This is a genomic window from Pseudomonas sp. GW456-12-1-14-TSB6 (assembly GCF_059424205.1).
This window is the reverse complement of sequence record NZ_JBWKZE010000014.1, coordinates 20,500-45,612: the sequence shown is the minus strand read 5'-3', so window position 1 is coordinate 45,612 and position 25,113 is coordinate 20,500. Positions and strand designations below refer to the sequence as shown.

The following is a 25,113-nucleotide window of genomic DNA, read 5'->3' as shown; positions in this document are numbered from 1 at the left end:
TGTATGCCTTTGCAAAAGCCGGATCGGACCACGACGCCAGGCGCCGCTCCGGGCCGGACGTTTCAGAAATCGACAGTGGCCGAGAGCAATAAGGTCCGAGGCGCGCCCTGGGAGAACGCGCCGTAGGAGGCGACGCCCGACCAGTATTCACGGTCGAACACGTTCTGCACGGTGGCCCGCAAAGTGGTCGGCCGTTCGGCGATGCGAGTGGCGTAGCGAGCGCCCACATCGAAGCGGGTCCAGGCGTCCAGTTGTTGGGTGTTGGCCTGATTGACGTACTGGTTGCCGGTGTAGATCGCGCCGCTGGTCAGCGTCAGACCTTCGACCTGCGGGACGTCCCACTCGGCCCAGAGGTTGGCTTGCACTTCGGGAACCCCGACCGGTTTGTTGCCACGGTTGGCAGCGACACCGGTTCGGGTCAGTTCGCCGTCGAGCAGCGTCACGCCCCCGATCAGGCGTGTGCCTGTTGCAATCTCGCCCGCCATGTTCAGTTCGACGCCACGGTTGCGCTGTTCGCCGTTGACCGAGAACACCCCGGATGCCAGTTCACCGCTGGGCTTTTCAAGCTGGAACAGGGCGATGGTGGACATGAAACGGCCGTAGTCGAGCTTGACCCCGACTTCCTGCTGGCGCGACACATAAGGGGAAAAGATCTCGCCCGCGTTGGCAGCGGCGGACGGCGCGATGTCACCCTTGCTCAGGCCTTCGACGTAGTTGTAGTAGAACGAGACATGGTCCCAGGGCTTGGCGACGATCCCGAACAGCGGCGTGGATTTGCTTTTGTCGTAGGACGTGGTGATTGAGCCTGCCGTGTTGTAGTTATCCGACTTGATGTTCTGCTGGCGCACGCCGAGCGTGACCTGGAGGTGTTCATCGAGCACCGACAGGGTGTCGGCGAGGGCCACGCCCGACAGCTCGCTTTCGGAAACCTTCGGGGTATCCGGCTTGGCGATCGCGGGTTTCGGGCGATCGAGCGGGTGATAGATGTTCGACAGGATCGCCGGGCCGGAAATAATCCCCCGGGACAAGTTATCGCGGTAGCGGGTGACTTGTAGCGCCGTGCTATGACTGATCGGCCCGGTGTCGAACCGCAGCCGCGCACCGGCATCGACGGTGTAGCGCTGGACTTCGAATTTGTAATAGCCGGGGATCGACGAGGTGTCGCCCGCTTCATTGATGATGGTCGGCGTCTGGTCGGACATGCGCGCGACATCCGATCGGCCACCGCCGGCGTGGGCGAACACGGTCAGGTTGTCGTTGAGGTCGTATTCGCCGCCGAGCAACGCCGATTTGTCGCGGGTTTCCGACCAGCCCCATTCCTGGCTGACGCTGGTGCGGCCGTTGGCTGCGGACGGAATCTCCACGCCGGAGGCAATCAGGAAGGGGCGGGATGCGGCGTCGAAACTCTCTTTCTGATTGATCAGGTCCAGGGTGGTGCGCAGGCGTTCGCCCTGGTAGTCGAGGGACATCGCGCCGATACCGACCTCTCGGGATTGCTTGTCGATAGCCGTATCGCCTTGCTGGACGCTGCCATTGATCCGCACGCCGAAGCGGCGTTCTTCACCGAAGCGTCGGCTGACATCGAGGTGGCCGCCGAGCTGGGTATTCAAGGCGTAACTGGTGGTGAAACGAGTCAGGTCTTCGTCCAGTGAACGCTTGGGTACCACGTTGATCACGCCGCCGACACCGCTGTTGGGCGACATGCCGTAGAGCAGGGCGCCGGGGCCTTTGACCAGTTCGATCCGTTCGGCGTACTCGGTGAACACCCGGTAGTTGGAGGCCACGCCGTACACGCCGTCGAACGCCAGTTCACCGAGGTTGCCTTCGCCGACCGGAAAACCACGGATGAAGAACGAGTCGACAATCCCGCCTGTCTGCCCTGTGGAACGCACCGATGAGTCGCGCTCCAGCAAGTCGCCGACGGTGACAGCCTGCTGGTCCTTGATCAGTGTCGAGGTGTAGCTGCTGACACTGAACGGAGCGTCCATCGCATCGCGGTTGCCCAGAATGCCAAGGCGTCCGCCGCGGGCGACCTGACCGCCCGCAAGCACCGGCGGCAAGCTGTCGGTGCGCGTGTCGATGCCTTCGACCGTGGTGTCCGACAACGTGACCCGGCGCACTACCAGCGTCCAGGTCCCGTCGCTGCGAGCGACCATCTCCAGGCCACTGCCTTCGAGCAGTCGAGACACCGCTTCCTGCACCGAGTAGCTGCCGGACAATCCAGGGCTGACGAGGCCTTCGGTGATCGACGGCTGAAACGACAAGGCGATACCGGCGTCCACGGCAAAGCTCGAGAGGGTCACGCCAAGCGGGCCGGGCCCGATGTTGTAGGCTCGCACAGTGACCGCGTCCAGCTGCACCGGCCTGGCTGCCTCGGCGAGCGCGCTGCTGGCCAGGCCCAGCACAACGCTGAGCAACACGCCGCGCATAACGGGCTTTAGCAGACGATCCGCAAGCAAGGGTCGTGCAACGAGCATGAAGGGATGACCCTATGGACGAGGTGGAATGGTTGTTCCTTTCATAGCCAGCCGAGATCAAAAAAAGTATCACCCGTGCGGTGATTTTTTTGCTCAGGCGGGTGAGAGCGTCACCCAGTAACCACTCAAGTGCCCGGAGACGCGCACGGGATAGGTCTGCGCCAGCATGTTCAGCGAGCGTTGGGTATCACTGATGGGAAAGGCCCCGGAAATGCGCAGGTCGGCAATGGCTGGATCGCACCGCACAATGCCTCGGCGATAGCGCGCCAGTTCGACAACAAAATCCGCCAGCCGCATCTTGTCCGCCATCAGCATGCCCTCGGTCCAGGCGCCAACGTTGCGGTCGGTCGGGTTCAGCGAGCCAAAGGCCTGTGATGAAAAGTCGGTACGTTGCCCGGCGTTGACGATGATCGGCGCGCTCTGTGGGCTGTCGGCCAGCTCGACTTGCACAGCGCCTTCGAGCACTGCGAGTTGGGTGCGCGGCTGCCATTCACGAACGGTGAAGCGCGTGCCCAGCGCCTGCATCCGGCCCTGACGGGTGCTGACCAGAAAAGGTCGAGGCTGCGCGGCGTTGTCCGGCGCAGTCTGCACCAGGATTTCGCCTTCGCGTAAATGGATCAGCCGCTGCCGGGTGTCGAACAGAACGTCGATGGCCGTGTCGGTGTTCAGGGTGATTTGCGAGCCGTCGGCCAGGGTCAGTTCGCGACGCTGCCCGACGGCGGTGTGGTAATCGGCGGACCATTGCTGCGACTGCGCCAGTTTCCAGCTGCCCCAACCGGCGGGTATCGCCGCCAGCAGCAAGGCCAGTTTGCCCAGCGCTGCGCGGCGTTCCGGGTTACTCGGGCGATCCAGCGCCGACATCGCCAGCGACGGCGGCAGGCCGCCGAACTTGCTTTGCAGCAACTGCGCGCGGGCCCACGCCCGGTTGCGCTCGGGGCTGCTGACTTTCCAGTACTCCCACTCCGCACGCTCGGTTTCGCTGAGGTCGTTTTCGCTCAGACGCATCAGCCACTCGGCGGCTTCTTCGAGTATTTTCGGATCGAGCGGCGGTTCACTGCGGCGCGTAAGCATTCATTCCACCAGCATCAGGCACTGCACGAAAGCCTGTTTCATGTAGCGCTTGACGGTGATCAGCGAGACGTCCAGCTGCTCGGCGATGTCGGCGTATTTCAAGCCGCCGATCTGCGACAGCAGGAACGCGCGTTTGACCAGTGGCGGCAGGGTGTCGAGCATCGCGTCGATTTCGTGCAGGGTTTCCAGCACCACGAAGCGCAACTCGGGGGAGGGCACTTCCGGTGCGGGCAAATGCGCGAGGGCATCAAGGTAGGCGCGTTCCAGAGCCTTGCGCTGATACCAGTTGATGAGGATGCCCTTCGCCACGCAACTCAGGTAGGCCCGGGGTTGCTCGATGGTCGTGACTTGGGAGGCGAGGATCCGGGTGAAGGTATCCTGCGCCAGATCCGCCGCATCCATGGCGTTACCCAGTTTTTTCTTCAGCGTGGCGTACAGCCAGCCGTGATGGCCGCTGTACAGCGCTTCGATCACGCGCAGATGGTTGTCGTTGTTCGCGGGAAGGGTTTCGCTCATGGCTGCAGTGTTTTGCAATTGAGAAGTATTCCCAATGCTAGTTTACAAAGAGCCTGCGACGCAAGCGCGATTCGTATCCGTTTTCAGGCGCGTGGCATTCTCATCAACGCGTCCGCCATGGCATCGATTTCCGCCTCGGTGTTGTAGGCGTGCAGTGATGCCCGGCTGACTTCCAGCAGGTCCCGCTGCTGCATGTCGAGCAGCGTCGAGCGGAAAGTCGAGGTGGTGACATTGACGCGTTTTTCCTGCTGCGCCAGCCATGTCTGAACTTGCGCCGCGCTGGCGCCCTGGCAGGTGAAGGTGACGATGCCTGACTTGACCGCCCCTCGATCCTGCGGCGTCACCCCGGGCAGGTCGGTCAGGCGATTGCGCAAGTGTGCCGACAATCGTTGAATGCGCTGCCACATCGGTTCGATGCCTTGCGCCAGGGCGTAACGGGCCGCCGCCCCCATGCCCAGTTTCGCGGCAACGTTGCATTCCCAGTTTTCAAATCGTCGGGCATCGCCTCGGATCTTGAAGGTATCCGGGGTCAGCAATGAGGCCGCGTGCAGGTCGAGAAACGTCGGTTCGAGGTTTTCGCACAAGGTTTTTTCGACGTAGAGAAACCCCATGCCCCGAGGGCCACGAAGGTATTTGCGGCTGGTGGCCGCCAGCATATGACAGCCGATTTTCTGCACATCGATCGGCATCTGCCCGACGCCCTGGCAGGCATCCAGCAGAAACAGAACCCCGGCCGAGCGGGCGAGGGCGCCGATCTGTTCGATAGGCTGCACCGGGCCGCCGTTGGTGGCGATCACCGGCAGCGACACCAGGGCGACCCGATCATCGCCGAGCATGCCCCGCAGCGCCGGCACTGACACCTGACCCTGTTCGTCGTTGGGAACCACCCTGATCTCGATGCCGCGCTGCTGCTTGAGTTGCAGGTAGGGAATGTAGTTGCCGGCGTATTCGGTGGTCGATGTCAGCACCACATCGCCAGGCCGCAGCGGCAATGAATAGAAGGCCATGTCCCAGGCGCGGGTCGCGTTTTCAATCACCGCGATTTCTTCGGGACGCGCGTTGATCAGTTGGCCGATGGCGTCGTAGACATCCTCCACTTCCCGGGCCTGTTGCCCGGCGGCTTCGTAACCGCCGATCCGGGTTTCAAGTTGCAAGTGACGGGTCACCGCTTCGATGACTGGATTGGGCATCAGCGCCGCGCCGGCATTGTTGAAGTGAATCAGTTGCTCGACACCAGGGGTGTCGGCGCGCAGTTGTTCAATGTTCAACGAAAACTCCTTGGTCAGTCGCCCGGCGGCATCTGGCTCGGTTGCATGACCATCGGCCGGTAGCGCAAGGCAACGATGGGCATCAGCGCGAGCATGTAGGCGAGGCAGACAAACAGGTAGGTGTACTGCAAACCATAGATCTGGCTGAGTAACCCACCGGCCGAAATGCCGGCGATGGACGCGAATTGCGCAGTGCTTTGGGCAATGCCCAGCACATAGCCCTGGCGCGAGCTGTCGGCGGTCTTGGAGATCAGCGCCATCAGCACCGGCGTCGTGGCGCCGAGCAATACGCCCCAGATGAAGTAGGTGCCGACGAATACGATCGGATTACGCGTGACGCCGGCGAGTGCCGTCAGCGCGATGCAGCCGATCACGACATAAGTAATGCGTTGCAAGGTGTCCTGCCGGGAACGGTGCTCGAAGTAACGCGACCACGCGGTTGCCGACAGAATGAAACCCAGCGCCAGCAAGCCATAGCACAGCCCGACCACCGAGTTGCTGACCTCGAACACCGAGCTGACGTACAGCGAGAACGACGTCTGCGGCAGCATCCGCGCCAGCAGCAGGATGCCCATGACACCCAGCAGCGACAGCAGGGGCGTGCCTTGCCAGACGCTGGTGTTATGGCTGGCAGGAGCCGCTTTATCAGCGACCGGCGCTTTCTTCACTGGCGGTACATCCGGCAACGTCACGGCTGCGACCACGGTGCAGATGGCGCATAGCACAGCGGCGATCATGTTGATCCAGAAGAATGTCGCGTAATCGAGGATCAGTCCGCCGACCACTGCGCCGAGCAACGAGCCGACGTTGGTGGAGATCTGCAGGATCGCGAACAGCCGTGCCCGCCGCGAAGGTGCTTCAATGCTCACGCCGTACGCCTGGGCCGGGGCGATGTAGCCGGCGAAGGCGCCTTGCAGGAAGCGCAGGATCAGGATCACCCAGATGTCACTGCACAGGGCCAGCCCAAGCTGGGTCAATGACAGGCCGGCGAGGGCGCGGATCATCATCAACTTGTGGCCGTAGCGGTCGCCGATACGGCCCCAGAATGCACTGGTCAGAATAATGCCCAGCATCGGCCCGACGTACACGGCGATGCTGGCGAAGCTGAAAAGCGAGTCTGAGGAGGTCAGCCCGCGCAGGTGGACAGGCCAGAACGGCCCGCTCATTTCCATCGCGCCCATCGAAATGAGCTGGATCGCGAACAGAAGATAAATCAGGACTCTTACGCGCGAACCCGCGATGGCACCTGCTTGGGTCATGAGTCAGCCTCGGTTATTGAACGACATTGAGCGGGTTGGTCAGCGTGTGCTGAATCCGGTAGTTGGAATACTGCATCATGTGCATGCGCAGCAACGAACGGGTCGGCCATGGATCATTGAGGAAGGCCTTGCGTTCGACTTCCCATAGATCCGGCGCAACACGCTCGCGCACCGCTGCGAACGCCTGCTCGGTTTCTTCACGCAGAATGCCCCACATCCGGTTGTTGTCCAGCGCGTACTCCTTGGTCAGCCACAGGGCCATTTCATGCAGGTGCGTGAGGAAGGCTGCGTCGAGCACGAACATGCGCACCGGCTCGATATCGCCCTCGAACACCGTTGGCAGAATGCCCGGCTGCACATGCGGTTGCAGGGTGTAGCCGCGTCCCTCCAATAATGGCGCGTAGGTCCTGCCATCGCCGAAATCGCGGATCAGCAGACTACGTGCTTTGCCATCCGGGGAAAACAGCACCATCGTGTTCTGCTGGTGCGCTTCGAGCCCGATCCCGTACATCAGGTAGATCGCCACTACCGGATGAGTGACCACTTTGGCGTACTGACGGAACCAGTCTTCCACCTGAGCGGCATTGGCCCGAACGCCGTCGCGCTCGATCAGCTCGGTGAACAGTGGTCGACCGTTGCCCGGCAAGCGAGTGAACAGAGAAGCCACGGTGATCGGCAGACAATCGTCGTTACGCTCGAACGCTTGCTGGCTGGCACGGAACACCACCGACAGATGCCGGCCGGGATGGTCGTCCTGAGTGATCGCGTGCTTGTAACGCAAGCCGATCTCCTCCGGGAAGATTTCCAGGCGTTGCTCGAAACCGTTTTCGACCTCGAGGATCTTCGTGATGACGGTGCTGATGCGTGGCCCCATGTGAATCGACTTGGCTTGCAGGCTGCGCAGCTCGCTGGTCATCCACACGGCAATCGGCAACTTGATCAGCGGCGCGCTCTCATTGAGCACCGGCATCATCGTGCGGTAGGACATGGTCGGCAGGGTCTGGATGTCCGGACCGTCGGTGATGAGAATGCCTTCTGCAATTTCCGCCGCAAAGTTTTTCAGCACGTAAGCCTGCAAATGCCATGAGTGAATCGGTAGCGGCAACCACTGGGATTCGTCCAGGCCCTTGTCGTTGAGCGACGCCTTCCATTGCGCCCATTGCGTTGGGAAGTTACTGGCGAACCAGCTGTGGTAATCGCTGACGTGAGGCATGCTTTCGCTTTTCGCCATGTCGGCCCGCAGCGCGGCAATGCGCAGCGGCACCTGGGCGTTGAACTCCGGTGACAGTTGCTCGACTTCCTCATCGCTGAGGCCCGGTCGCGCTTTCCAGGTCGGATAGTAGGGGTGACCTTCCAGCGAGCCCCACTGGTCGAGAAGGATCGCGGCGTCCTTGGTGCTTGCGTGCTGGCGCAGGTAATCGGTCAGGCTGTCGAGGCCCTGTTCCCGGGCGGCGGCGGCCAGTCGAGCGTTCCATTGCTGGCGATGCTGACGCGCGTGGGCGTCGTTCATCAGGCTGTTTTCCATGTCCGACTTGAGCCCGGCGATGCCTTCATCAGTGGGTTCGAAATCGAAGCTGTCGCGCAGCACATCCAGCAGGTCATGATGGGTGTAGATCACCTGGCGTACGCCTTCATCGGTCATCAGGATCACGTCGCCGTCATTGACTACGGTATCGGCCGGGCCCTTGGCGATGTTGGAAAAGAACACATGGGCACGACCGTCTTTCAGCGCGTACGTGGCCTCATTACCGGCCTCAGAGAAGCGCAAGCCCGCGCGATCCAGAATGTTTTCGGCAAACAGGCAACGGATCATCCGTCGCAGGGCGTTCTTGCGGGAGTAGGCGATGAGTGTCTTGAAGTCATCCATATCAGCTATCTGCTCGTCGAGAAGTTAATGAAAAGTTGAACCCGCTCACGCGGTGCGCGGCCATTGGCTGGGGAAGTAGTCGAGCGCCGAGTCGCGCAGGCCCTGCATGTAGGAAACGCTCCATTGCAGGACTTCTTCGATGTAGGGGACTTTCAGTTCGAAGCGCCGGGCCATTTCCACCAGCAGCACGAGGCCGTAGGCAACGTCTTCGTTGAAGGCGCGGCTTTCGCGCTCGATCACGTAGCCGGCGCGGTTGTCGTCGGCCGGAATCATTGGCGCGAGGATGTCGTTGTAGGCCTGGTTGGTGCGCAGGATCGACAGCATGCTGCTCTGATCGCGGATCTGCTCGCCATAGGCCTCGATGATTTCCTGCTTGAGGGATTTGACCGATGACAGGTCGATGCCCATGCGCTGGCTGATCGCGCTGCACAGTTCCTGACTTTCCTGATCCATGCGCTCCAGAAAATAGGCGCCCAGCTCGGGGCATTCGGTCCACCAGCACATTCGTTGCGGGAAGATCTTGCGATGCCATTGGCCGTAAGGACCGATCAAACCGTAGATCACCGAGCTGTGCATGATCGGGTTGCCTGGTGTCAGGGTGATTTCCAGGTAGTGGTCGAGCATCGTCACACAGGGGCCATAAAGCGTGGTGAGGATTTTTTCCAGGTGCTGCCGTGATTGCGCTGATTCGCGGTCGTGCAGCGCGACATACAACTGGCTCTTGCCGCCGCCCATCTTGACCGACACCCCAGGCTTCAGATCGAACGCGGTGTGCGGCACATCCTTCATGCCCCAGATCACCACATTGGAGCGTTCGCCCAGCGAAGCTTCCGCCAGCCAGTCAAAACCGCAGAAACCCGGGATCGCGCCGACATAAACCGGTTTGCTCGAACTCAAATGCGGCGCGATGGCTTGCAAGGCTTGCGGCCGTGCGTGAGCCGGCACCGTGATGATCACGATGTCGGCGTCGGCAACCACGACGCCGGCGTCGGTGCTGACCCGGTCCGGTCGCGCGCTCAGCGTCGAGCCGTCCGGCATCAGCGCCTGCATCGGCTGGTTGGCGAGGTGCCGGTCGACCACCTCTTGATTGTTGGTGAGCATCGAAACCTGAACATTGGGCAGCTGTTTAAACAGAATGGCATTCAGATGCCCGGTCCGGCCTGCGCCGCAGATGGCGACTTTCAGCGGTTTCATACAGAGACTTTCCTGTGTGGGAGACGCGTCAGGCGACGCTCAATTGCAGGGGAGTGGCGTCGGATTCCAGCCAGCGGGTCTTGCCCAGCCAGCGGTCCAGTTGCGGGGCGACGTCCGGGTCCAGCAGGTCGCGTTCTTCCAGCCATTTGTCGTCGAATACGGTGTGCAGGTACTTCTCGCCACCGTCGGCAATCGGCACCACAACGTTGCCGGTCAGCGTGCCTTTGTGAATCAGCTCCAGCGCCTTGAAGATCGCTCCGCCGGTCGAACCGCCGACCAGCAGGGCCAGATTGCGTGCGATGTAGCGGGCGGTTTCGAAGGCCTGAGAATCGGTGACCTGCAAGCCCAGGTCGATGCAGCTGTAGTCGAGCACCAGGCCAACGGTGTCGCCGGCCGGGGTGCCGGTCCCCGACTGGTAGTACGGATAGCCGGGATGGCCGAAGACGATGGAACCGGCCGGTTCGACGGCGACGGTAACGATGTCCGGGTTGTGCAGTTTCAGGCCGCGGGCGATGCCGGTCATCGAACCGCCAGTGCCGACGCAGCCAACGTACGCGCCGATGTGGCCACCGGCCTGGGCGATGGTTTCACGGACGAAGTCGCTGTAGCCGCCGGCATTGGCCGCGTTGTCGGACTGGTTCATGAACACCGCGCCGGGGATCTGCGAGGCGAGTTCGGCGGCCAACCGTTGACGCTCGACCACGGCCACTTCGTCTTCCCGGTACGTGCCGGCGACGAAGCGGATCTCGGCGCCCAGTGCCTTCATCACCGCGATCTTGTCCTGCGCCGCATGGTGATCGACCACCGCAATGAAATGCAGGTCGAACTCCACGGCTGCCATTGCCAGGCCGATGCCGGTATTGCCGGAGGACGATTCCACGACCACGCCACCGGGTTTCAACTTTCCGGACTTGAGCGCCGCCAAGACCATGTTGCGCGCCATACGGTCTTTAATGCTGCCGCCGGGGTTGTTCTTCTCTATCTTGAGCAAAAGTCGAGCGTTGGTATCCGGAACATCAATGCCCAACATTGGTGTATTGCCAATAAGATCCGAAACTTTATTCAGTATCATCTGGACGTCTTCCCTTAATAGTCAGGTGTGAATGCGTAGTTACCTTCCGTACAACAAGTCGCCGTCAGTCGCCGTGGCAACGGGTGGCGATGAAATTCGTTTTCCAGCAAGTCCATCTGATAACCGGCGGTATTGGCGTAGATCAATAAATCGCCGGTTTGCGGTGTTGTTTCGAAGTTGATCAATCGATGAGTAATCACGTCATCATCCAGGCAACTATGTCCGGCGATGTAGGCTTGCATCGGAACTTGTCTCGATTCTTTCGAAGTGATCAGGATTGGATCGACAAGGTATTCAGATGAAAACCAGGTTTCGCACGCGCTGAAACTGCTGCCTTCGGCGAATATCACAACTTTGTTGTCGGCCAATTGTTTGGTGCGCGTTACGCGAAAGACGGTGATCGCCGCTTGATCCACCAGACTTCGGCCGGGCTCCAGTGCCAGTTTTATATTCTGACTCTTCAAGTAACTGGCAATGGTTTTTTCCGGGGAATGCTCCGACGTTAGGAATAAGTCCAACCACTGGCAAGCCGTCAGACCGCTGCCATAAGGGTAATAAGAGTGGGGTACTCGACGGTTCTGATAATGACCAGGGTTGTTGTCGTTCTGCAAAAAACTGTCGTACTGCCGTGGGTCGACATAGCGCATCGGCAGGCCACCACCGATGTCAATCATGACCGGGTCGAGGCCCATTTCCCTGGCGGCATCGAAGAACCCGGTCACTTCACGGAAGGCCTGTACTCGGGTTTCGTAGCCGTATCCGCCGAGGTGGAAATGGAAACCTTCGAAGTGCAACGACTCCCGATGTTCCGTCAGCCATTGCAAGCACTGAAACACGTCATCGGCGCCCATTCCGAAGCGGCTCGACGAGCAATTTGTTGGCCTGTAACGCAGCAGGACTCGGGCTTTTGCCGGTGGCGGCGAGGTGTCGAGCAACGCTGTTAGCTCGCTGAATTCCTCTCGGGAATCCACACAAATCAGCGAACCGCCTTGCACCAGCGCTTGATGAAACGCGTTGGTTTTGGCCGGCCCGGTTGCGCACAAATGTTCCGCTTCGGTCCCGGCGCGCAGTGCAGCTTGCAACTCAAACAGGCTCGATACGTCAGTGCCGATGCCCGAAGACGCAGCCGCAGCCAGCAGGCACTGGGACTTGTTGGCTTTGGCGCCGTAGAAAATCGCGTAGTCGACGTCATGCTTTTTCAGCACCGATTGCAGCGCCTGGGCATTGGCCTCAAAGGCATGTGGCCACACGAGATTCAGCGGCGATCCGTGTTGTTTAACAAGCTCAACAAGTTTTCCAGGTGAATGTTGAAGAAAGTTTTCGATAACAGGATCAAGTAACGGTTTCAGCACTTTTGTGTAATGAGCTTCAGTTGTGTGTTTAACGGGCGGCGCAATTAATTCAGGCATAGGAAACCTCTGGCGTAAATAATCGCCATATGTATGTTGCGTGTTCTTGCTGCTCGTCAGATACGAATGTTTAAAAAGGTGGAGGCGGATGACAGATCCGCTCTGGAATTAAACAAGGGGCATGTTCTTTCATAAAATTTTCACAAATCTGTTTCATGAGAACCCCACTCCTTAAGGCTCAGACAGGCAAGGAGAAGGCCAATAAAATATGGCCTTGTCGCTTTTGAAGTGCCATTGCCTGACATGTAAATGACATCATTGCGCCGAACTTTCGGTGAACAAAATCGCAGGTCTTGATTTGAGTCTCGACCCTGTCAGCGGCTCGAACAATATTGCGAACGGGAACGATTATCAAGTAAGGTTTTCAAATATTTTTGAATGAACACACACAACAAGGGAGTGCGAAGCCGTTTGTTCGCCTGCTCAAGTAAGCGCTCGCGTATTGATTAAAAATTCTCTTAACGCCTTGTTATTCAAGGTGTTGACGATTGATTCAATGCGCCTGAAATCAACCCGGTTTTTCCCCTGTAACAGGTGTTCGAATTTTTTTTGAAAACCCACGACTGAAGCACGCTCAGGAGAGTCCCGATGACTGTTCGTCACAGCACCAACGCTACGCTTCCCATCAGCTACCTGTTCGTTCCCGGCAACCGCCCGGAGCGTTTTTCCAAAGCGGTCGACGCCGGGCCGGACGCGATCATTCTCGACCTCGAAGATGCCGTTCATCCGAACAGCAAAGCCGTGGCCCGGGCGTCGATCTGGGCCTGGCAACAGAGCACGCCTGAAACCGCCTGCCGGCGTTACATCCGGCTGAACAGCGTCGGCAGTTCGCTGTTTCGCCAGGACATGACGTGGCTGGGCGATATGCGCTACCCCGAGCGCTGCGCGGGGATTTTCCTGCCCAAGGCCGAATGCCCGGAGAGCCTGTCCCATGTCGTCGGGCGACTGCTGGAATGGAACCCCGAGCTGCAGATCGTCGCCATCATCGAGACCGCCAAGGGCTTGCATCAGGTCGAGGCGATTGCGGCGATTCCCGGGTTGGCGCGGCTGGCATTCGGTTCGCTGGATTTTTCCCTGGACATCGATTGCAGCCAGATTCCCGAAGCGTTTCTGTTCGCCCGCAATCGCATCGTGCTGGCTTCGCGGGTGGCCGGGTTACCGGCGCCGATCGATGGCGTGACCCCGGCCATCAGCGACATGGCGGTGGTCGAGCGCGACTCGCGTTACGCCCGGTCACTGGGGTTCGGCGCCAAGCTGTGTATCCATCCTTCGCAAATCACTACGGTGCAGAAAGCCTTCCTGCCCAACGCCCGCCAACTGGCGTGGGCGGATCGGGTCCTGAACGCGGTGGCCGGGGGCAGTCACGCGGTGCAGGTCGACGGCGAAATGGTCGATCTGCCGCTCATCGAACAGGCCCAGCGCCTGCGGGACATGGCCAGCCAGTACGCGCTGGTCGCCAACGCGGATGCCTGCTGAAACCGGGGGTGAAGCATGGGACATGGTTACCAGATTGCCTTGCGTGCGCTGTGCGACGTGCGGCAATCCGAGCAGGTCGATCCGCTCAACGTGCAACGTCTGCGCGAGGCGATCATCCAGGCCGGGCATTGGCTGGAACCGATCATCGTCGAGCGTTCCCGGGGCATCGTGATGGACGGCAACCACCGGTTCAACGCAGCGCGGGCACTGGGGTTAAAACGGGTGCCGTGCATCCAGCTCGACTACGCCGACCCACGGGTTTGTGTGCGCCACTGGCAAACCGGACAAGCGTTCGAAGTGGCGCAGATTTTCACCACCATCGAGCGTGGCGAATTGTTCCCGTACAAGACCACCCGCCACGCGTTCGACCCCGCGCTGCCGGTGGTCTCCATCCCGCTGCACTGCCTGTATGACTGATCGGCGTCGGAGGGTGGGTTTCACTGCCCCATCCTCCGGCGTTTTCCCCTGCGGGCGATCCGCGCAAAAAAAATATTCGGCCACGCTGATACTTTTTCGATTGTCGACTGGCAAATAGGAGTCATTACCATTTTCAGCCATTCGAGAAGGACCCAATCGTCATGTCTGTTGCACGCCGACCCTGCAGTGAACGCGCCCTCACACTGGCCATTCGCACCGCGATGCTGAGTTCTATCCTGGCCGCAGGAAGCGCCACTGCCTGGGCAGCCGACCCCAAGCAACCCGAGCAACAGGACGCCGCCGCCACCGAAGGGCTGACGCTGGACACCACCAACGTCAACGCCCGTTACAACGGCGCAACCGCATTGCCGGAAGTTCTCGCCGGCGGGCAGGTCGCCCGAGGTGCAAGGCTGGGGATGATGGGCAACAAAGACGTGATGGACACACCGTTCAGCGTGACCAGCTACACCGCCAAAACCCTCGCGGATCTGCAAACGGTCACCGTGGCTGACGCACTGGAACGCGACCCATCGGTGCGCTCGACCGGGCAGACCGGTGGGATCGTCGATTCGTTTTTCATCCGGGGATTTGCGATAGGCGAGGGCAACCTCGGCGAGCTGGCCTATGACGGTGTGTACGGCGTTGCGCCCAACTATCGCGTGTTCACCGAATACGCCGAGCGCGTCGAAGTGCTCAAGGGTCCGGGCGCGCTGATGTACGGGATTTCGCCCAACAGTGGCGTTGGCGGCGTGATCAACATCGTACCCAAACGGCCGCTGGCCGAAGACCTGACCCGCTTCACCGGCAGTTACGCGTCGGACTCGCAAGTGGGCGGGCACCTGGACATCAGTCGGCGTTTCGGTGACGAAAACCAGTTCGGCGTACGTTTCAATGGCAGCCTCCAGGGCGGCGACACTGCGGTGGATGATCAGGAGAGGGACCTCAACATCGGTGCAATCGCCCTCGACTACCAGGGCGAGCGCTTGCGTCTGAACCTGGATTTCATCAGCCAGAAAGAGAGCTTCGAGGCGGCGTCGCGCCCGTTCACCATCGCACCGGGCGTCGAGATTCCATCGGCGCCGAACGGCCGCACCAACCTGCCGCAGGACTGGGGCTGGTCGGACACCAGGGAGCAGTCGGCCTTGCTCGGCGGCGAGTACGACCTCAACGATAATCTGACGGTATTCGCCCACGCCGGCGGTGGCCGCTCCGACGTCAAGCGCATGTCCGACCAGGTGCCGCGAATCCTCAACGACGCCGGCGACACCAGCAACATCCCCGGCTATTACAAATTCAACGTCGACCGTTCGACGGCCGACGTGGGCATGCGTGCGCTGTTCGCCACCGGCCCGGTCACCCACACGACCACGGTCATGGCGACCCGTTATCAGGATGAGTTGTCCCGGGGCATCAACAACGGCACGGAAATCCGCTCGAACATCTACCACCCGGTGGACGTGCCCAAGCAGTACATCAACTCGCCGAAAGTGCTGCGCATTTCCGAATCGGAACTGTCCGGCATCGCGTTGACCGACACCCTGGGCTTTCTCGATGACCGGATCCAGTTGACCCTCGGCGTGCGCCGTCAGGACATCGAATCGCGTAACTACAACGCTTCGGGTGCGGTCAGCTCCCGTTACGACGACAACGCGACGACGCCGTTGGCAGGCGTGGTGGTCAAACCGTGGGAAGACGTTTCGCTGTACTACAACTACGTCGAAGGCCTGAGCAAAGGTGATATCGCTCCGGGCACGGCGGCGAACTCCGGTGAAACCTTCGCACCCTACAAATCCAAGCAGCACGAAATCGGCGTCAAGTACGAACACGGCACGTTCATGACCACTCTGGCGCTGTTCCAGATCGAGAAGCCGAGCGGCGAAATCGGCGCCGGCAACGTGTTCTCGGTGCAGGCCGAACAACGCAACCGTGGTGTCGAGCTGAGCATGTTCGGTGAAGTGGCGCCGGGCACCCGCCTGATGGGCGGCGTGACCTTGCTCGATGGCGAACTGACGGATTCGGCCACCGCCGCCAACCGTGGCAACAAACCGGTGGGCGTGCCGGATGTCCAGGCCAACCTCTGGGCCGAGTGGGACACACCGTGGGTCGAAGGTTTCACTCTGACCGGCGGCGCGATCTACACCGACAGCCAATACGTCAATCAGGCCAACACCCAGGAACTGCCTTCCTGGACCCGCATCGACGCCGGCGCTCGCTACGCCACCAAGATCGAAGGTCGGCCAACGACATTCCGCGCCACGGTGCAGAACGTGTTTGATCGCGAGTACTGGTCGGGTGTGGCGTCCTATGGCGCTTTCTCCCCGGGCTATCCACGCACGTTGCAGTTGTCGGCGACCGTCGACTTCTGATCCGGGGGCCCACTGTCGGGTGCGCCTTCTTATATATAGAGCTACGCACAGCGGTTGATCACAGAGCCTTCAAGGAAAAGGAGTATTCGAATGTTAACCAGCCCGGCATCGACTTCCTCTGGTACGCCATTGCCGATCCCGAAAGTCCAGCGAGCCTTCGATTTCGAGCGCAGCACCAACGAGCATATCCGTGAGCTGCTGCATTATTACGGGCTGCGCACCAGTCTGATCCGGATCAAGGTGATCGATGCCTTGCTGGTTGCCACACGGGAAGGACGCGCCGTTGGCGGGCGCGGGGTGCATGGGTATCTGCAGGCATTTGTCAGCGGCATTCAGTTCATCAGCGTGAGGGAAGTGCTCAAGCGTTTGTGCGAGGAGGGCGTCATCGTGTTTCAGCCCGACAAAAGCTACCGTTTCACCGGCGAGGCCTATGCGATGCTGGAGCAGCATGCCGATCGCTGAGTGATCGGGTGTGCCGGCCAGATCAAACCACCTGTTCGCAGGTGGTTTTTTCGTTGGGGGCCGTCAATCCCGATTCGCTGAAAGCGTTCGATCACCGGACACCCGAACCTTCGTCCAATTGCCCGATCTTGTTCGCCGGCGTACTGTGACCGGTGATGGCGTAAACCGTGACCATCACCATAACGACAAGATCGAGTGCCTTGCCCATGGACAGCCGCCTGCTGAGCGACCGCAGCAGCGTGTTTCGCCACGCTGACCCGTATGCCGTCTCCGACTATGTGAACCAGCACGTCGGCCAGCATTTCATCGGCCTGTCCAAAACCACCCACCCGCAAGCCAGCCTCAACCACCGCAAACTCGCCGACCTCGATCTGTGCCGCATCAGCTATGGCGGCAGCGTTCGCGTCACTTCACTTGCACTGGAAACGGTCTATCACCTGCAAGTCCTGCTGCAAGGCAACTGCCTGTGGCGCGGGCACAAGCGCGAGCATCATCTGGTGCCGGGCGAATTGCTGCTGATCAACCCGGACGATCCGGTGGACCTGACTTATTCCGACGATTGCGAGAAGTTCATCCTCAAGGTGCCGGTCAGCGTGCTGGAATCGGTGTGCGACGAACAGCGCTGGCTGCATCCTGCCCGCGGCATCCGGTTTCTGCGCAATCATTACCGGCTCGACGAACTGGAAGGCTTTACCAATCTGCTGGGCATGATCTGCCAGGAAGCTGAAGCCAGCGACCCGTTGCTGCGGGTGCAGGAGCATTATGCGCAGATCGTCGGTAGCAAACTGATCTCGCTGATGAACACCAACGTCAGCCGTGAATGCCTGAGTTCGCCGAGCGTCAGTTTCGAGCGGATCCTCGACTATATAGAGCGCAACCTGAAGCTGGATCTGCCCGCCGAACACCTGGCGGCCCAGGCAAACATGAGCTCGCGCTCCCTGTACGCGCTGTTCGAACGCCAGCTCGGCGTGACCCCGATGCAATACATCCGCCAGCGCAAGCTGGAACGCATTCATGCCTGTCTCAGCGACCCGAGCTGCCCGGTGCGCAACCTCACCGAACTGGCGCTCGACTACGGCTTCCTGCACCTCGGGCGTTTCTCCGAAAGCTACCGCCAGCAGTTCGGCGAATTGCCGTCCGTGACCTTCAAGCGCCGCCACTGAAGTCCCGCCTCGAAACAATCTGAAGCACCTGCTGCGCCGTCCTGCACAAAACGGATAGCGCTCTGCAGGATTCGGATATTGCCGCCCGCGTTGCCTCCCTAATCTGACCTGGCCTGAACAATAACAATGGAGGCCCCGGCCATGTCCCTGGGAATCGACTACCTCAATGCCATGCTTGAAGAGGACCCCGAAAAGGGGGCCTACCGCTGCAAGCGGGAGATGTTCACCGATCCGCGGCTGTTCGAACTGGAGATGGCGCACATCTTCGAAGGCAACTGGATCTACCTCGCCCACGAAAGCCAGATCCCCAACGCCAACGATTTTCTGACCACCACCATGGGTCGCCAACCCGTGTTCATCGCCCGCAACAAGGCCGGTGAACTCAATGCCTTTCTCAATGCGTGCAGCCATCGCGGCGCCATGCTTTGCCGGCACAAGTCCGGCAACCGTTCCAGCTATACCTGCCCGTTCCACGGCTGGACGTTCAACAACAGCGGCAAACTGCTCAAGGTCAAGGATCCGAGCGAAGCCGGCTACCCCGAAGGCTTCAACTGCGAAGGCTCCCACGACCTCACCAAAGTCGCGCGTTTCGAGTCCTATCGCGGCTTTCTGTTCGGCAGCCTGAATGCCGATGTGAAAACCCTCGTCGAGCATCTGGGCGAGTCGGCCAAGATCATCGACATGATCGTCGATCAGTCCCCTGAAGGTCTGGAAGTGCTGCGCGGTTCCAGCTCCTACATCTATGAAGGCAACTGGAAACTCACCGCCGAAAATGGTGCCGACGGCTATCACGTCAGCTCCGTGCACTGGAACTACGCCGCCACCCAGAACCAGCGTCAGCAGCGCGACGCCGGCGAAGAGATCAAGACCATGAGCGCCGGCAGCTGGGCGAAGAAGGGCGGCGGTTTCTACTCGTTCGACCACGGCCATCTGCTGCTCTGGACCCGCTGGGCCAACCCCGAGGATCGCCCGGCCTACGAGCGTCGTGATGAACTGGCCCGGGACTTCGGCCAGGCCCGCGCCGACTGGATGATCGAGAACTCGCGCAACCTGTGCCTGTACCCCAACGTCTATCTGATGGATCAGTTCAGCTCGCAGATCCGCATCGCCCGGCCGATCTCCGTCAACAAGACCGAGATCACCATCTACTGCATCGCCCCCAAAGGCGAAAGCGCGGAGGCCCGGGCCAAGCGCATTCGCCAATACGAAGACTTCTTCAACGTCAGCGGCATGGCCACCCCGGATGATCTGGAAGAATTCCGCTCGTGCCAGACCGGTTACGGCGCCGGACGCGGCTGGAACGACATGTCCCGTGGCGCGACCCATTGGGTCGAAGGCGCGGACGCGGCGGCCGAGGAAATCGACCTCAAGCCCTTGCTGTCCGGCATGCGCACCGAGGACGAAGGCCTGTTCGTGCTGCAACACAAGTACTGGCAGGAAACCATGCTCAAGGCCGCCGCCAGCGATAAAAACCTGATCCCTGTGGAGGCTGTGTGATGAGCAACCTCTACGACACCGTGCGCGACTTCCTCTACCGCGAAGCACGCTACCTCGACGACGGCCAATGGGATCAGTGGCTGGAACTCTACGCCGCCGACGCCAGTTTCTGGATGCCGGCCTGGGACGACCACGACACCCTGACCGAAGACCCGCAAAGCGAAATCTCGTTGATCTGGTATGGCAACCGTGGCGGCCTCGAAGACCGGGTGTTCCGGATCAAGACCGAGCGCTCCAGCGCGACCATCCCCGACACTCGCACCTCGCACAACCTCAGCAACATCGAGATCGTCGAGCAAGGCGAAGGGCAATGTCAGGTGCGCTTTAACTGGCACACCCTGAGCTTTCGCTATCAGGTCACCGACAGTTATTTCGGCACCAGCTTCTACACCCTCGACCTGCGCGGCGAACAGCCGCTGATCAAGGCCAAGAAAGTCGTGCTGAAGAACGATTACGTCCGTCAGGTCATCGACATCTATCACATCTGATCGAGACGGCGGCGAGCCGGGCTCGACGCTGTGAGCGAGGTGCACCATGAGTTTCCAGATCGCACTGAATTTCGAAGACGGGGTCACCCGTTTCATCGAGGCCTCGGGCCACGAAACCGTTGCCGACGCGGCGTATCGCCAAGGCATCAACATCCCGCTGGACTGCCGCGACGGCGCCTGCGGCACCTGCAAATGTTTCGCCGAGGCCGGGCGCTACGCCATGGGCGACAACTTCATCGAAGACGCCCTGAGTGAAGACGAACTGGCCCAGGGTTATGTGCTGACCTGCCAGATGCGCGCCGAAAGCGATTGCGTGGTGCGAGTGCCGGTCGGCTCGCAGGTGTGCAAGACCGAGCAGGCGAGTTATCAGGCGTCGATCAGCGATGTCCGGCAGCTTTCCGAAAGCACCATCGCGCTGTCGCTCAAGGGCGAATCCCTGAGCAAACTGGCGTTCCTGCCCGGTCAGTACGTCAACCTGCAAGTGCCGGGCAGCGAGCAATCCCGCGCCTATTCCTTCAGCTCGTTGCAGAAGAACGGCGAGGTCAGTTTCCTGATCCGCAATGTCCCCGGCGGCCTGATGAGCAGCTTCCTCACCGGGCTGGCCAAGGCCGGCGACAGCCTGAATCTGGCCGGGCCGCTGGGCAGTTTTTACCTGCGCGAGATCAAGCGGCCGTTGTTGCTGTTGGCGGGCGGCACCGGGCTGGCGCCTTTCACGGCGATGCTGGAGAAGATCGCCGAGCAGGGCAGCGAGCATCCAGTTCACCTGATCTACGGCGTGACCAACGATTTCGATCTGGTGGAACTCGACCGCCTCGAAGCCTTCGCCGCGCGCATTCCGAATTTCAGCTTCGGCGCCTGCGTGGCCAATCCGCAGAGCCAGCACCCGCTCAAGGGCTACGTCACCCAACACATCGAACCGCGCCACCTCAACGAAGGCGACGTCGACGTGTACCTGTGCGGCCCGCCGCCGATGGTCGAGGCGGTCAGCCAGTACATCCGCGAGCAGGGCATCACGCCGGCGAACTTCTACTACGAGAAATTCGCGGCGGCCTGAGTCTTCTTTCTGAATTGCGAGGTTGTCATGAGCAACAGATTCGCCAACAAGGTCGCGTTGGTCACCGGCGCGGCGCAGGGCATCGGTCGCCGGGTGTGCGAGCACTTGCTGGAGGAGGGCGCGCAGGTGATTGCTGTCGACCGCTCCGAACTGGTTCACGAACTGCAAGGCGAGGGCGTGCTGTCGCTGACCGCCGACCTCGAGCAATACGCCGATTGTGCGCGGGTGATGAGGGCATCCGTCGATGCGTTCGGGCGCCTGGATGTGCTGGTCAACAACGTCGGCGGCACCATCTGGGCCAAGCCGTTCGAGCATTACGAAGTCGAGCAGATCGAGGCCGAAGTGCGCCGCTCGCTGTTCCCGACGCTGTGGTGCTGCCACGCCGCATTGCCGTACATGCTCAAGCAGGGGCGCGGCGCGATCGTCAATGTGTCGTCGATTGCGACCCGCAGCCTGAACCGCGTTCCGTATGGCGCGGCGAAGGGCGGGATCAACGCGCTGACCGCCTGCCTGGCATTCGAGAATGCTGAGCGCGGGATTCGGGTCAACGCCACCGCGCCCGGCGGCACCGAAGCGCCGCCCCGGCGCATTCCGCGCAACGCCGCCGAACAGTCTGCGCAGGAGCAGGCCTGGTATCAGGAAATCGTCGCGCAAACCCTCGATAGCAGCCTGATGAAACGTTACGGAACCATTGACGAACAGGTCGGTGCGATTCTGTTTCTCGCCTCGGACGACGCCTCCTACATCACCGGTGTGACCCTGCCGGTCGGTGGCGGTGACCTCGGTTGATCACGCTTGAATGGACACTGAAATGAACCGGATCCTGATTGAAAACCTGTCGGCGGTCATCGTCGACCTGCCGACCATCCGCCCGCACAAACTGGCGATGCACACGATGCAGAACCAGACGCTGGTGATCCTGCGCCTGCGTTGCAGTGACGGTATCGAAGGCATCGGCGAAGCCACCACCATTGGCGGTCTGGCCTACGGCTACGAAAGCCCGGAAAGCATCAAGGCCAACATCGACGCGCACCTGGCGCCGGCGCTGATCGGCATGGACGCGGACAACATCAACGCCGCGATGCAGAAACTCGACAAGATCGCCAAGGGCAACACCTTCGCCAAGTCCGGCATCGAGAGCGCCTTGCTCGATGCCCAAGGCAAACGTCTCGGTCTGCCCGTGAGCGAACTGCTCGGTGGCCGGGTCCGCGACAGCCTCGAAGTCGCCTGGACTCTGGCCAGCGGCGACACCGCCCGCGACATCGCCGAGGCCGAACAAATGCTGGAAGCGCGGCGGCACCGGATCTTCAAATTGAAGATCGGCGCCAACCCGTTGGAGCAGGATCTGAAACACGTGGTGGCGATCAAAAAAGCCCTGGGTGAGCGCGCCAGCGTACGGGTCGACGTCAACCAGTATTGGGACGAATCCCAGGCGATTCGTGGCTGCCAGGTGCTCGGCGACAACGGTATCGATCTGATCGAGCAGCCGATCTCGCGGGTCAATCGTTCGGGGCAGATTCGCCTGAACCAGCGCAGCCCGGCGCCGATCATGGCCGACGAATCCATTGAAAGCGTCGAGGATGCGTTCAGCCTCGCCGCCGACGGAGCCGCCAGCGTCTTCGCCCTGAAGATCGCCAAGAACGGCGGCCCGCGCGCCGTGTTGCGCACCGCGCAAATCGCCGAAGCTGCCGGCATCGCTTTGTACGGCGGCACCATGCTCGAAGGCTCCGTCGGCACGCTGGCTTCGGCCCATGCGTTCCTCACGCTCAGGCAACTGACCTGGGACACCGAGCTGTTCGGCCCGTTGTTGCTGACCGAAGACATCGTCACCGAGCGCCCGCAGTACCGCGACTTTCACCTGCACATTCCACGCACCCCGGGCCTGGGCCTGACGCTGGATGAAGAGCGTCTGGCGCGTTTTCGCCGGCACTGATTCCTTAAGGAGAACGCCATGCTGTTCCACGTAAAAATGACCGTGAAATTGCCCGCCGACATGGACCCGGCCGTTGCCACAAAGCTCAAGGCCGACGAAAAGGAACTCGCCCAGCGCCTGCAACGCGAAGGCCAGTGGCGCCATCTCTGGCGCATCGCCGGGCACTACGCCAATTACAGCGTGTTCGACGTCCCAAGCGTCGAAGCGCTGCACGACACCCTGATGCTGTTGCCGCTGTTTCCCTACATGGACATCGAGATCGACGGCCTCTGCCGCCATCCCTCATCGATCCACACCGACGACCGCTGAGCCCGGACCCGACCCCACAACAACAAGATGAGGTGAACACCATGACCGTGAAGATTGCCCACACTGCCGAGCTGCAAGCGTTCTTCGAACAAGCCGCCGGTTTCGCCAACGACGGCGGCAGCTCGCGTCTGAAAACCATCGTCCTGCGGGTGTTGCAGGACACCGCCCGGATCATCGAAGACCTGGACATCAGCGAAGACGAATTCTGGAAAGCCGTCGATTACCTCAACCGCCTGGGCGGCCGCTCGGAAGCCGGGCTGCTGGTGGCCGGTCTCGGCCTCGAACATTTCCTCGACCTGCTGCAGGACGCCAAGGATGCGCAGATCGGCTTGACCGGCGGCACGCCGCGCACCATCGAAGGCCCGTTGTACGTGGCCGGCGCGCCGCTGTACGAAGGTGAATGCCGCATGGACGACGGCAGCGAGGAGGGCGTCGCCACGCTGATGTTGCTCGAAGGCCAGGTGTTCGACCCGCAGGGCCAGCCGCTGGCCGGCGCCACGGTCGACCTGTGGCACGCTAACACCAAAGGCACTTACTCGTTCTTCGATCAGAGCCAATCCGAATACAACCTGCGCCGCCGGATCATCACCGACGCCGAAGGCCGCTACCGCGCCCGCAGCATCGTGCCCTCCGGTTATGGCTGCGACCCGAAAGGCCCGACCCAGGAATGCCTCGACCTGCTCGGCCGCCACGGCCAGCGCCCGGCTCATATTCACTTCTTCATTTCCGCACCGGGGCACCGGCACCTGACGACGCAGATCAATCTGTCGGGTGACAAATACCTGTGGGATGACTTTGCGTATGCGACCCGTGAAGGGTTGGTCGGGGAGGTCGAATTTCTGGAGGATGCAGCGGGACGTCGAGCCGAATTGAAGTTCGACTTTCAGTTGCAGCAGGCGCCGGATGCGGCGGCGCAGCAGCGCAGTCAACGACCACGGGCGTTGCAGGAGTACTGATTCCGCAGTTCTGTTCGCATTGGCGGAACTGCGCAAAAAGTTGCGCAGTAATCCGTAATAAAATCACGGTAAAAATAGCTGGAGGCCTCGCAGATCAAGGCCTCCAGCCAAGTGCGCAAGAAGTTGCACAGCACTGCGCAACTTCTTGCGCACTTTTTCCCTGTTTCCTACAGCCAAAATCGAACGAATCTCACGTAAACGTCGTAAGTCTTTGATGGGTAACAGCCCTGATACGGCTGGCACGACTTTTGATAACTCCTTGGCCACCCGGGCAGGCAATCACGCCGTCCGGTCCTGTCTTTTGAGCAAGGAGCACACCCCATGGCAACACCAGCGTACATGTCGGTTACCGGCGAAAAACAAGGCCTGATCACTGCCGGCGCCTTCACCGCCGACTCCGTTGGCAACACCTACCAGGAAGGCCACGAAGACCAGGTCATGGTTCAGGCGTTCACCCACGACGTGATCATCCCACGTGATCCGCAGTCCGGTCAGCCAACCGGTCAGCGCGTGCACAAGCCAGTCGTGATCACCAAGGTCTACGACAAGGCTTCGCCTCTGCTGCAAGCGGCTCTGACTTCCGGCGAGCGCATGAGCGAAATCGTTATCCAGTGGTACCGCACTTCGGCGCAAGGCACCCAAGAGCACTACTACACCACCAAACTGGAAGACGCGATCATCGTCGCCATCAACAACAAGATGCACAACTGCCAGGACCCGGCAAACGCCCACTTCACTCATCTGGAAGAGGTGCATTTCACCTACCGCAAGATCACCTGGACCCACGAAGTCTCCGGTACTTCGGGCTCCGATGACTGGCGTGCTCCGGTCGTTTAATCGCGGCTGATGGTTGTACCGT

General features: G+C 60.9%; 22 protein-coding genes. 13 read left to right on the top strand and 9 right to left on the bottom strand.

What is annotated here, in order from left to right; genetic code table 11:
- Positions 1 to 62: 62 nt before the first annotated feature.
- The 9 genes from AC07Y2_RS15040 to AC07Y2_RS15000 form a co-directional block, all read right to left on the bottom strand.
- Positions 63 to 2,477, bottom strand: coding sequence for a TonB-dependent receptor (locus AC07Y2_RS15040; protein WP_103386246.1), 2,415 nt, complete (start codon positions 2,475 to 2,477; stop codon positions 63 to 65).
- Between the two features lie 93 nt (positions 2,478 to 2,570).
- Positions 2,571 to 3,548 (bottom strand): FecR domain-containing protein, encoded by a 978-nt coding sequence (locus tag AC07Y2_RS15035; RefSeq protein WP_085667217.1) that lies wholly within the window; start codon positions 3,546 to 3,548, stop codon positions 2,571 to 2,573.
- On the bottom strand, positions 3,549 to 4,064 hold the full coding sequence (locus AC07Y2_RS15030; protein ID WP_039771138.1) for a sigma-70 family RNA polymerase sigma factor: 516 nt from the start codon (positions 4,062 to 4,064) through the stop codon (positions 3,549 to 3,551).
- Positions 4,065 to 4,147: 83 nt separating this feature from the next.
- Complete coding sequence (locus AC07Y2_RS15025) at positions 4,148 to 5,332, bottom strand: aminotransferase class V-fold PLP-dependent enzyme (RefSeq protein WP_103386245.1); 1,185 nt, start codon at positions 5,330 to 5,332, stop codon at positions 4,148 to 4,150.
- Positions 5,333 to 5,346: 14 nt separating this feature from the next.
- Complete coding sequence (locus tag AC07Y2_RS15020) at positions 5,347 to 6,591, bottom strand: MFS transporter (RefSeq protein WP_103386244.1); 1,245 nt, start codon at positions 6,589 to 6,591, stop codon at positions 5,347 to 5,349.
- A 13-nt stretch (positions 6,592 to 6,604) separates the two neighbouring features.
- Positions 6,605 to 8,458, bottom strand: coding sequence for an IucA/IucC family protein (locus AC07Y2_RS15015; RefSeq protein WP_103386243.1), 1,854 nt, complete (start codon positions 8,456 to 8,458; stop codon positions 6,605 to 6,607).
- Positions 8,459 to 8,503: 45 nt separating this feature from the next.
- Positions 8,504 to 9,652, bottom strand: a complete 1,149-nt coding sequence (locus AC07Y2_RS15010; RefSeq protein ID WP_103386242.1) for an NAD/NADP-dependent octopine/nopaline dehydrogenase family protein — start codon at positions 9,650 to 9,652, stop codon at positions 8,504 to 8,506.
- 28 nt (positions 9,653 to 9,680) lie between these two features.
- Positions 9,681 to 10,724, bottom strand: coding sequence for a PLP-dependent cysteine synthase family protein (locus AC07Y2_RS15005; RefSeq protein ID WP_039771145.1), 1,044 nt, complete (start codon positions 10,722 to 10,724; stop codon positions 9,681 to 9,683).
- Between the two features lie 14 nt (positions 10,725 to 10,738).
- Positions 10,739 to 12,133, bottom strand: a complete 1,395-nt coding sequence (locus AC07Y2_RS15000; RefSeq protein ID WP_103386241.1) for a Y4yA family PLP-dependent enzyme — start codon at positions 12,131 to 12,133, stop codon at positions 10,739 to 10,741.
- Positions 12,134 to 12,721: 588 nt separating this feature from the next.
- On the opposite strand from AC07Y2_RS15000, the gene AC07Y2_RS14995 reads away from it, so the two are divergent.
- The 13 genes from AC07Y2_RS14995 to AC07Y2_RS14935 all read left to right on the top strand — a co-directional run bounded on the left by AC07Y2_RS14995 (position 12,722) and on the right by AC07Y2_RS14935 (position 25,091).
- Positions 12,722 to 13,609 (top strand): HpcH/HpaI aldolase/citrate lyase family protein, encoded by an 888-nt coding sequence (locus AC07Y2_RS14995; RefSeq protein WP_052266598.1) that lies wholly within the window; start codon positions 12,722 to 12,724, stop codon positions 13,607 to 13,609.
- Positions 13,610 to 13,624: 15 nt separating this feature from the next.
- On the top strand, positions 13,625 to 14,026 hold the full coding sequence (locus AC07Y2_RS14990) for a ParB N-terminal domain-containing protein (protein ID WP_039771147.1): 402 nt from the start codon (positions 13,625 to 13,627) through the stop codon (positions 14,024 to 14,026).
- Between the two features lie 161 nt (positions 14,027 to 14,187).
- Entirely contained in the window at positions 14,188 to 16,392 is a 2,205-nt protein-coding gene (locus AC07Y2_RS14985; RefSeq protein ID WP_103386240.1) for a TonB-dependent receptor, read from the top strand.
- Positions 16,393 to 16,482: 90 nt separating this feature from the next.
- Positions 16,483 to 16,854, top strand: coding sequence for a fe2+ zn2+ uptake regulation protein (locus AC07Y2_RS14980; protein WP_074690768.1), 372 nt, complete (start codon positions 16,483 to 16,485; stop codon positions 16,852 to 16,854).
- 206 nt (positions 16,855 to 17,060) lie between these two features.
- Positions 17,061 to 18,017 carry an AraC family transcriptional regulator gene (locus tag AC07Y2_RS14975; protein WP_074690769.1) on the top strand — a complete coding sequence of 319 codons (957 nt, stop codon included), beginning with the start codon at positions 17,061 to 17,063 and terminating at the stop codon, positions 18,015 to 18,017.
- Between the two features lie 141 nt (positions 18,018 to 18,158).
- A complete protein-coding gene (gene benA, locus AC07Y2_RS14970; protein ID WP_103386239.1) occupies positions 18,159 to 19,514 on the top strand; it encodes a benzoate 1,2-dioxygenase large subunit in 1,356 nt (451 codons plus the stop codon).
- Positions 19,514 to 20,002, top strand: a complete 489-nt coding sequence (gene benB / locus AC07Y2_RS14965) for a benzoate 1,2-dioxygenase small subunit (protein WP_011333747.1) — start codon at positions 19,514 to 19,516, stop codon at positions 20,000 to 20,002. Before benA ends, benB begins: the two co-directional genes overlap by 1 nt.
- Positions 20,003 to 20,048: 46 nt before the next feature.
- Positions 20,049 to 21,056, top strand: coding sequence for a benzoate 1,2-dioxygenase electron transfer component BenC (gene benC / locus AC07Y2_RS14960; protein WP_064381965.1), 1,008 nt, complete (start codon positions 20,049 to 20,051; stop codon positions 21,054 to 21,056).
- A 27-nt stretch (positions 21,057 to 21,083) separates the two neighbouring features.
- Positions 21,084 to 21,845: a 1,6-dihydroxycyclohexa-2,4-diene-1-carboxylate dehydrogenase gene (locus AC07Y2_RS14955; protein WP_074690771.1), complete on the top strand. Its 762-nt coding sequence runs from the start codon at positions 21,084 to 21,086 to the stop codon at positions 21,843 to 21,845.
- Positions 21,846 to 21,867: 22 nt separating this feature from the next.
- Positions 21,868 to 22,989: a muconate cycloisomerase family protein gene (locus AC07Y2_RS14950; RefSeq protein WP_074690772.1), complete on the top strand. Its 1,122-nt coding sequence runs from the start codon at positions 21,868 to 21,870 to the stop codon at positions 22,987 to 22,989.
- A gap of 18 nt (positions 22,990 to 23,007) precedes the next feature.
- Positions 23,008 to 23,298, top strand: a complete 291-nt coding sequence (gene catC / locus AC07Y2_RS14945; protein WP_039771165.1) for a muconolactone Delta-isomerase — start codon at positions 23,008 to 23,010, stop codon at positions 23,296 to 23,298.
- Between the two features lie 41 nt (positions 23,299 to 23,339).
- A complete protein-coding gene (gene catA / locus AC07Y2_RS14940) occupies positions 23,340 to 24,254 on the top strand; it encodes a catechol 1,2-dioxygenase (RefSeq protein ID WP_103386238.1) in 915 nt (304 codons plus the stop codon).
- A gap of 321 nt (positions 24,255 to 24,575) precedes the next feature.
- On the top strand, positions 24,576 to 25,091 hold the full coding sequence (locus AC07Y2_RS14935; protein WP_011333753.1) for an Hcp family type VI secretion system effector: 516 nt from the start codon (positions 24,576 to 24,578) through the stop codon (positions 25,089 to 25,091).
- The last annotated feature ends 22 nt before the right edge of the window (positions 25,092 to 25,113 follow it).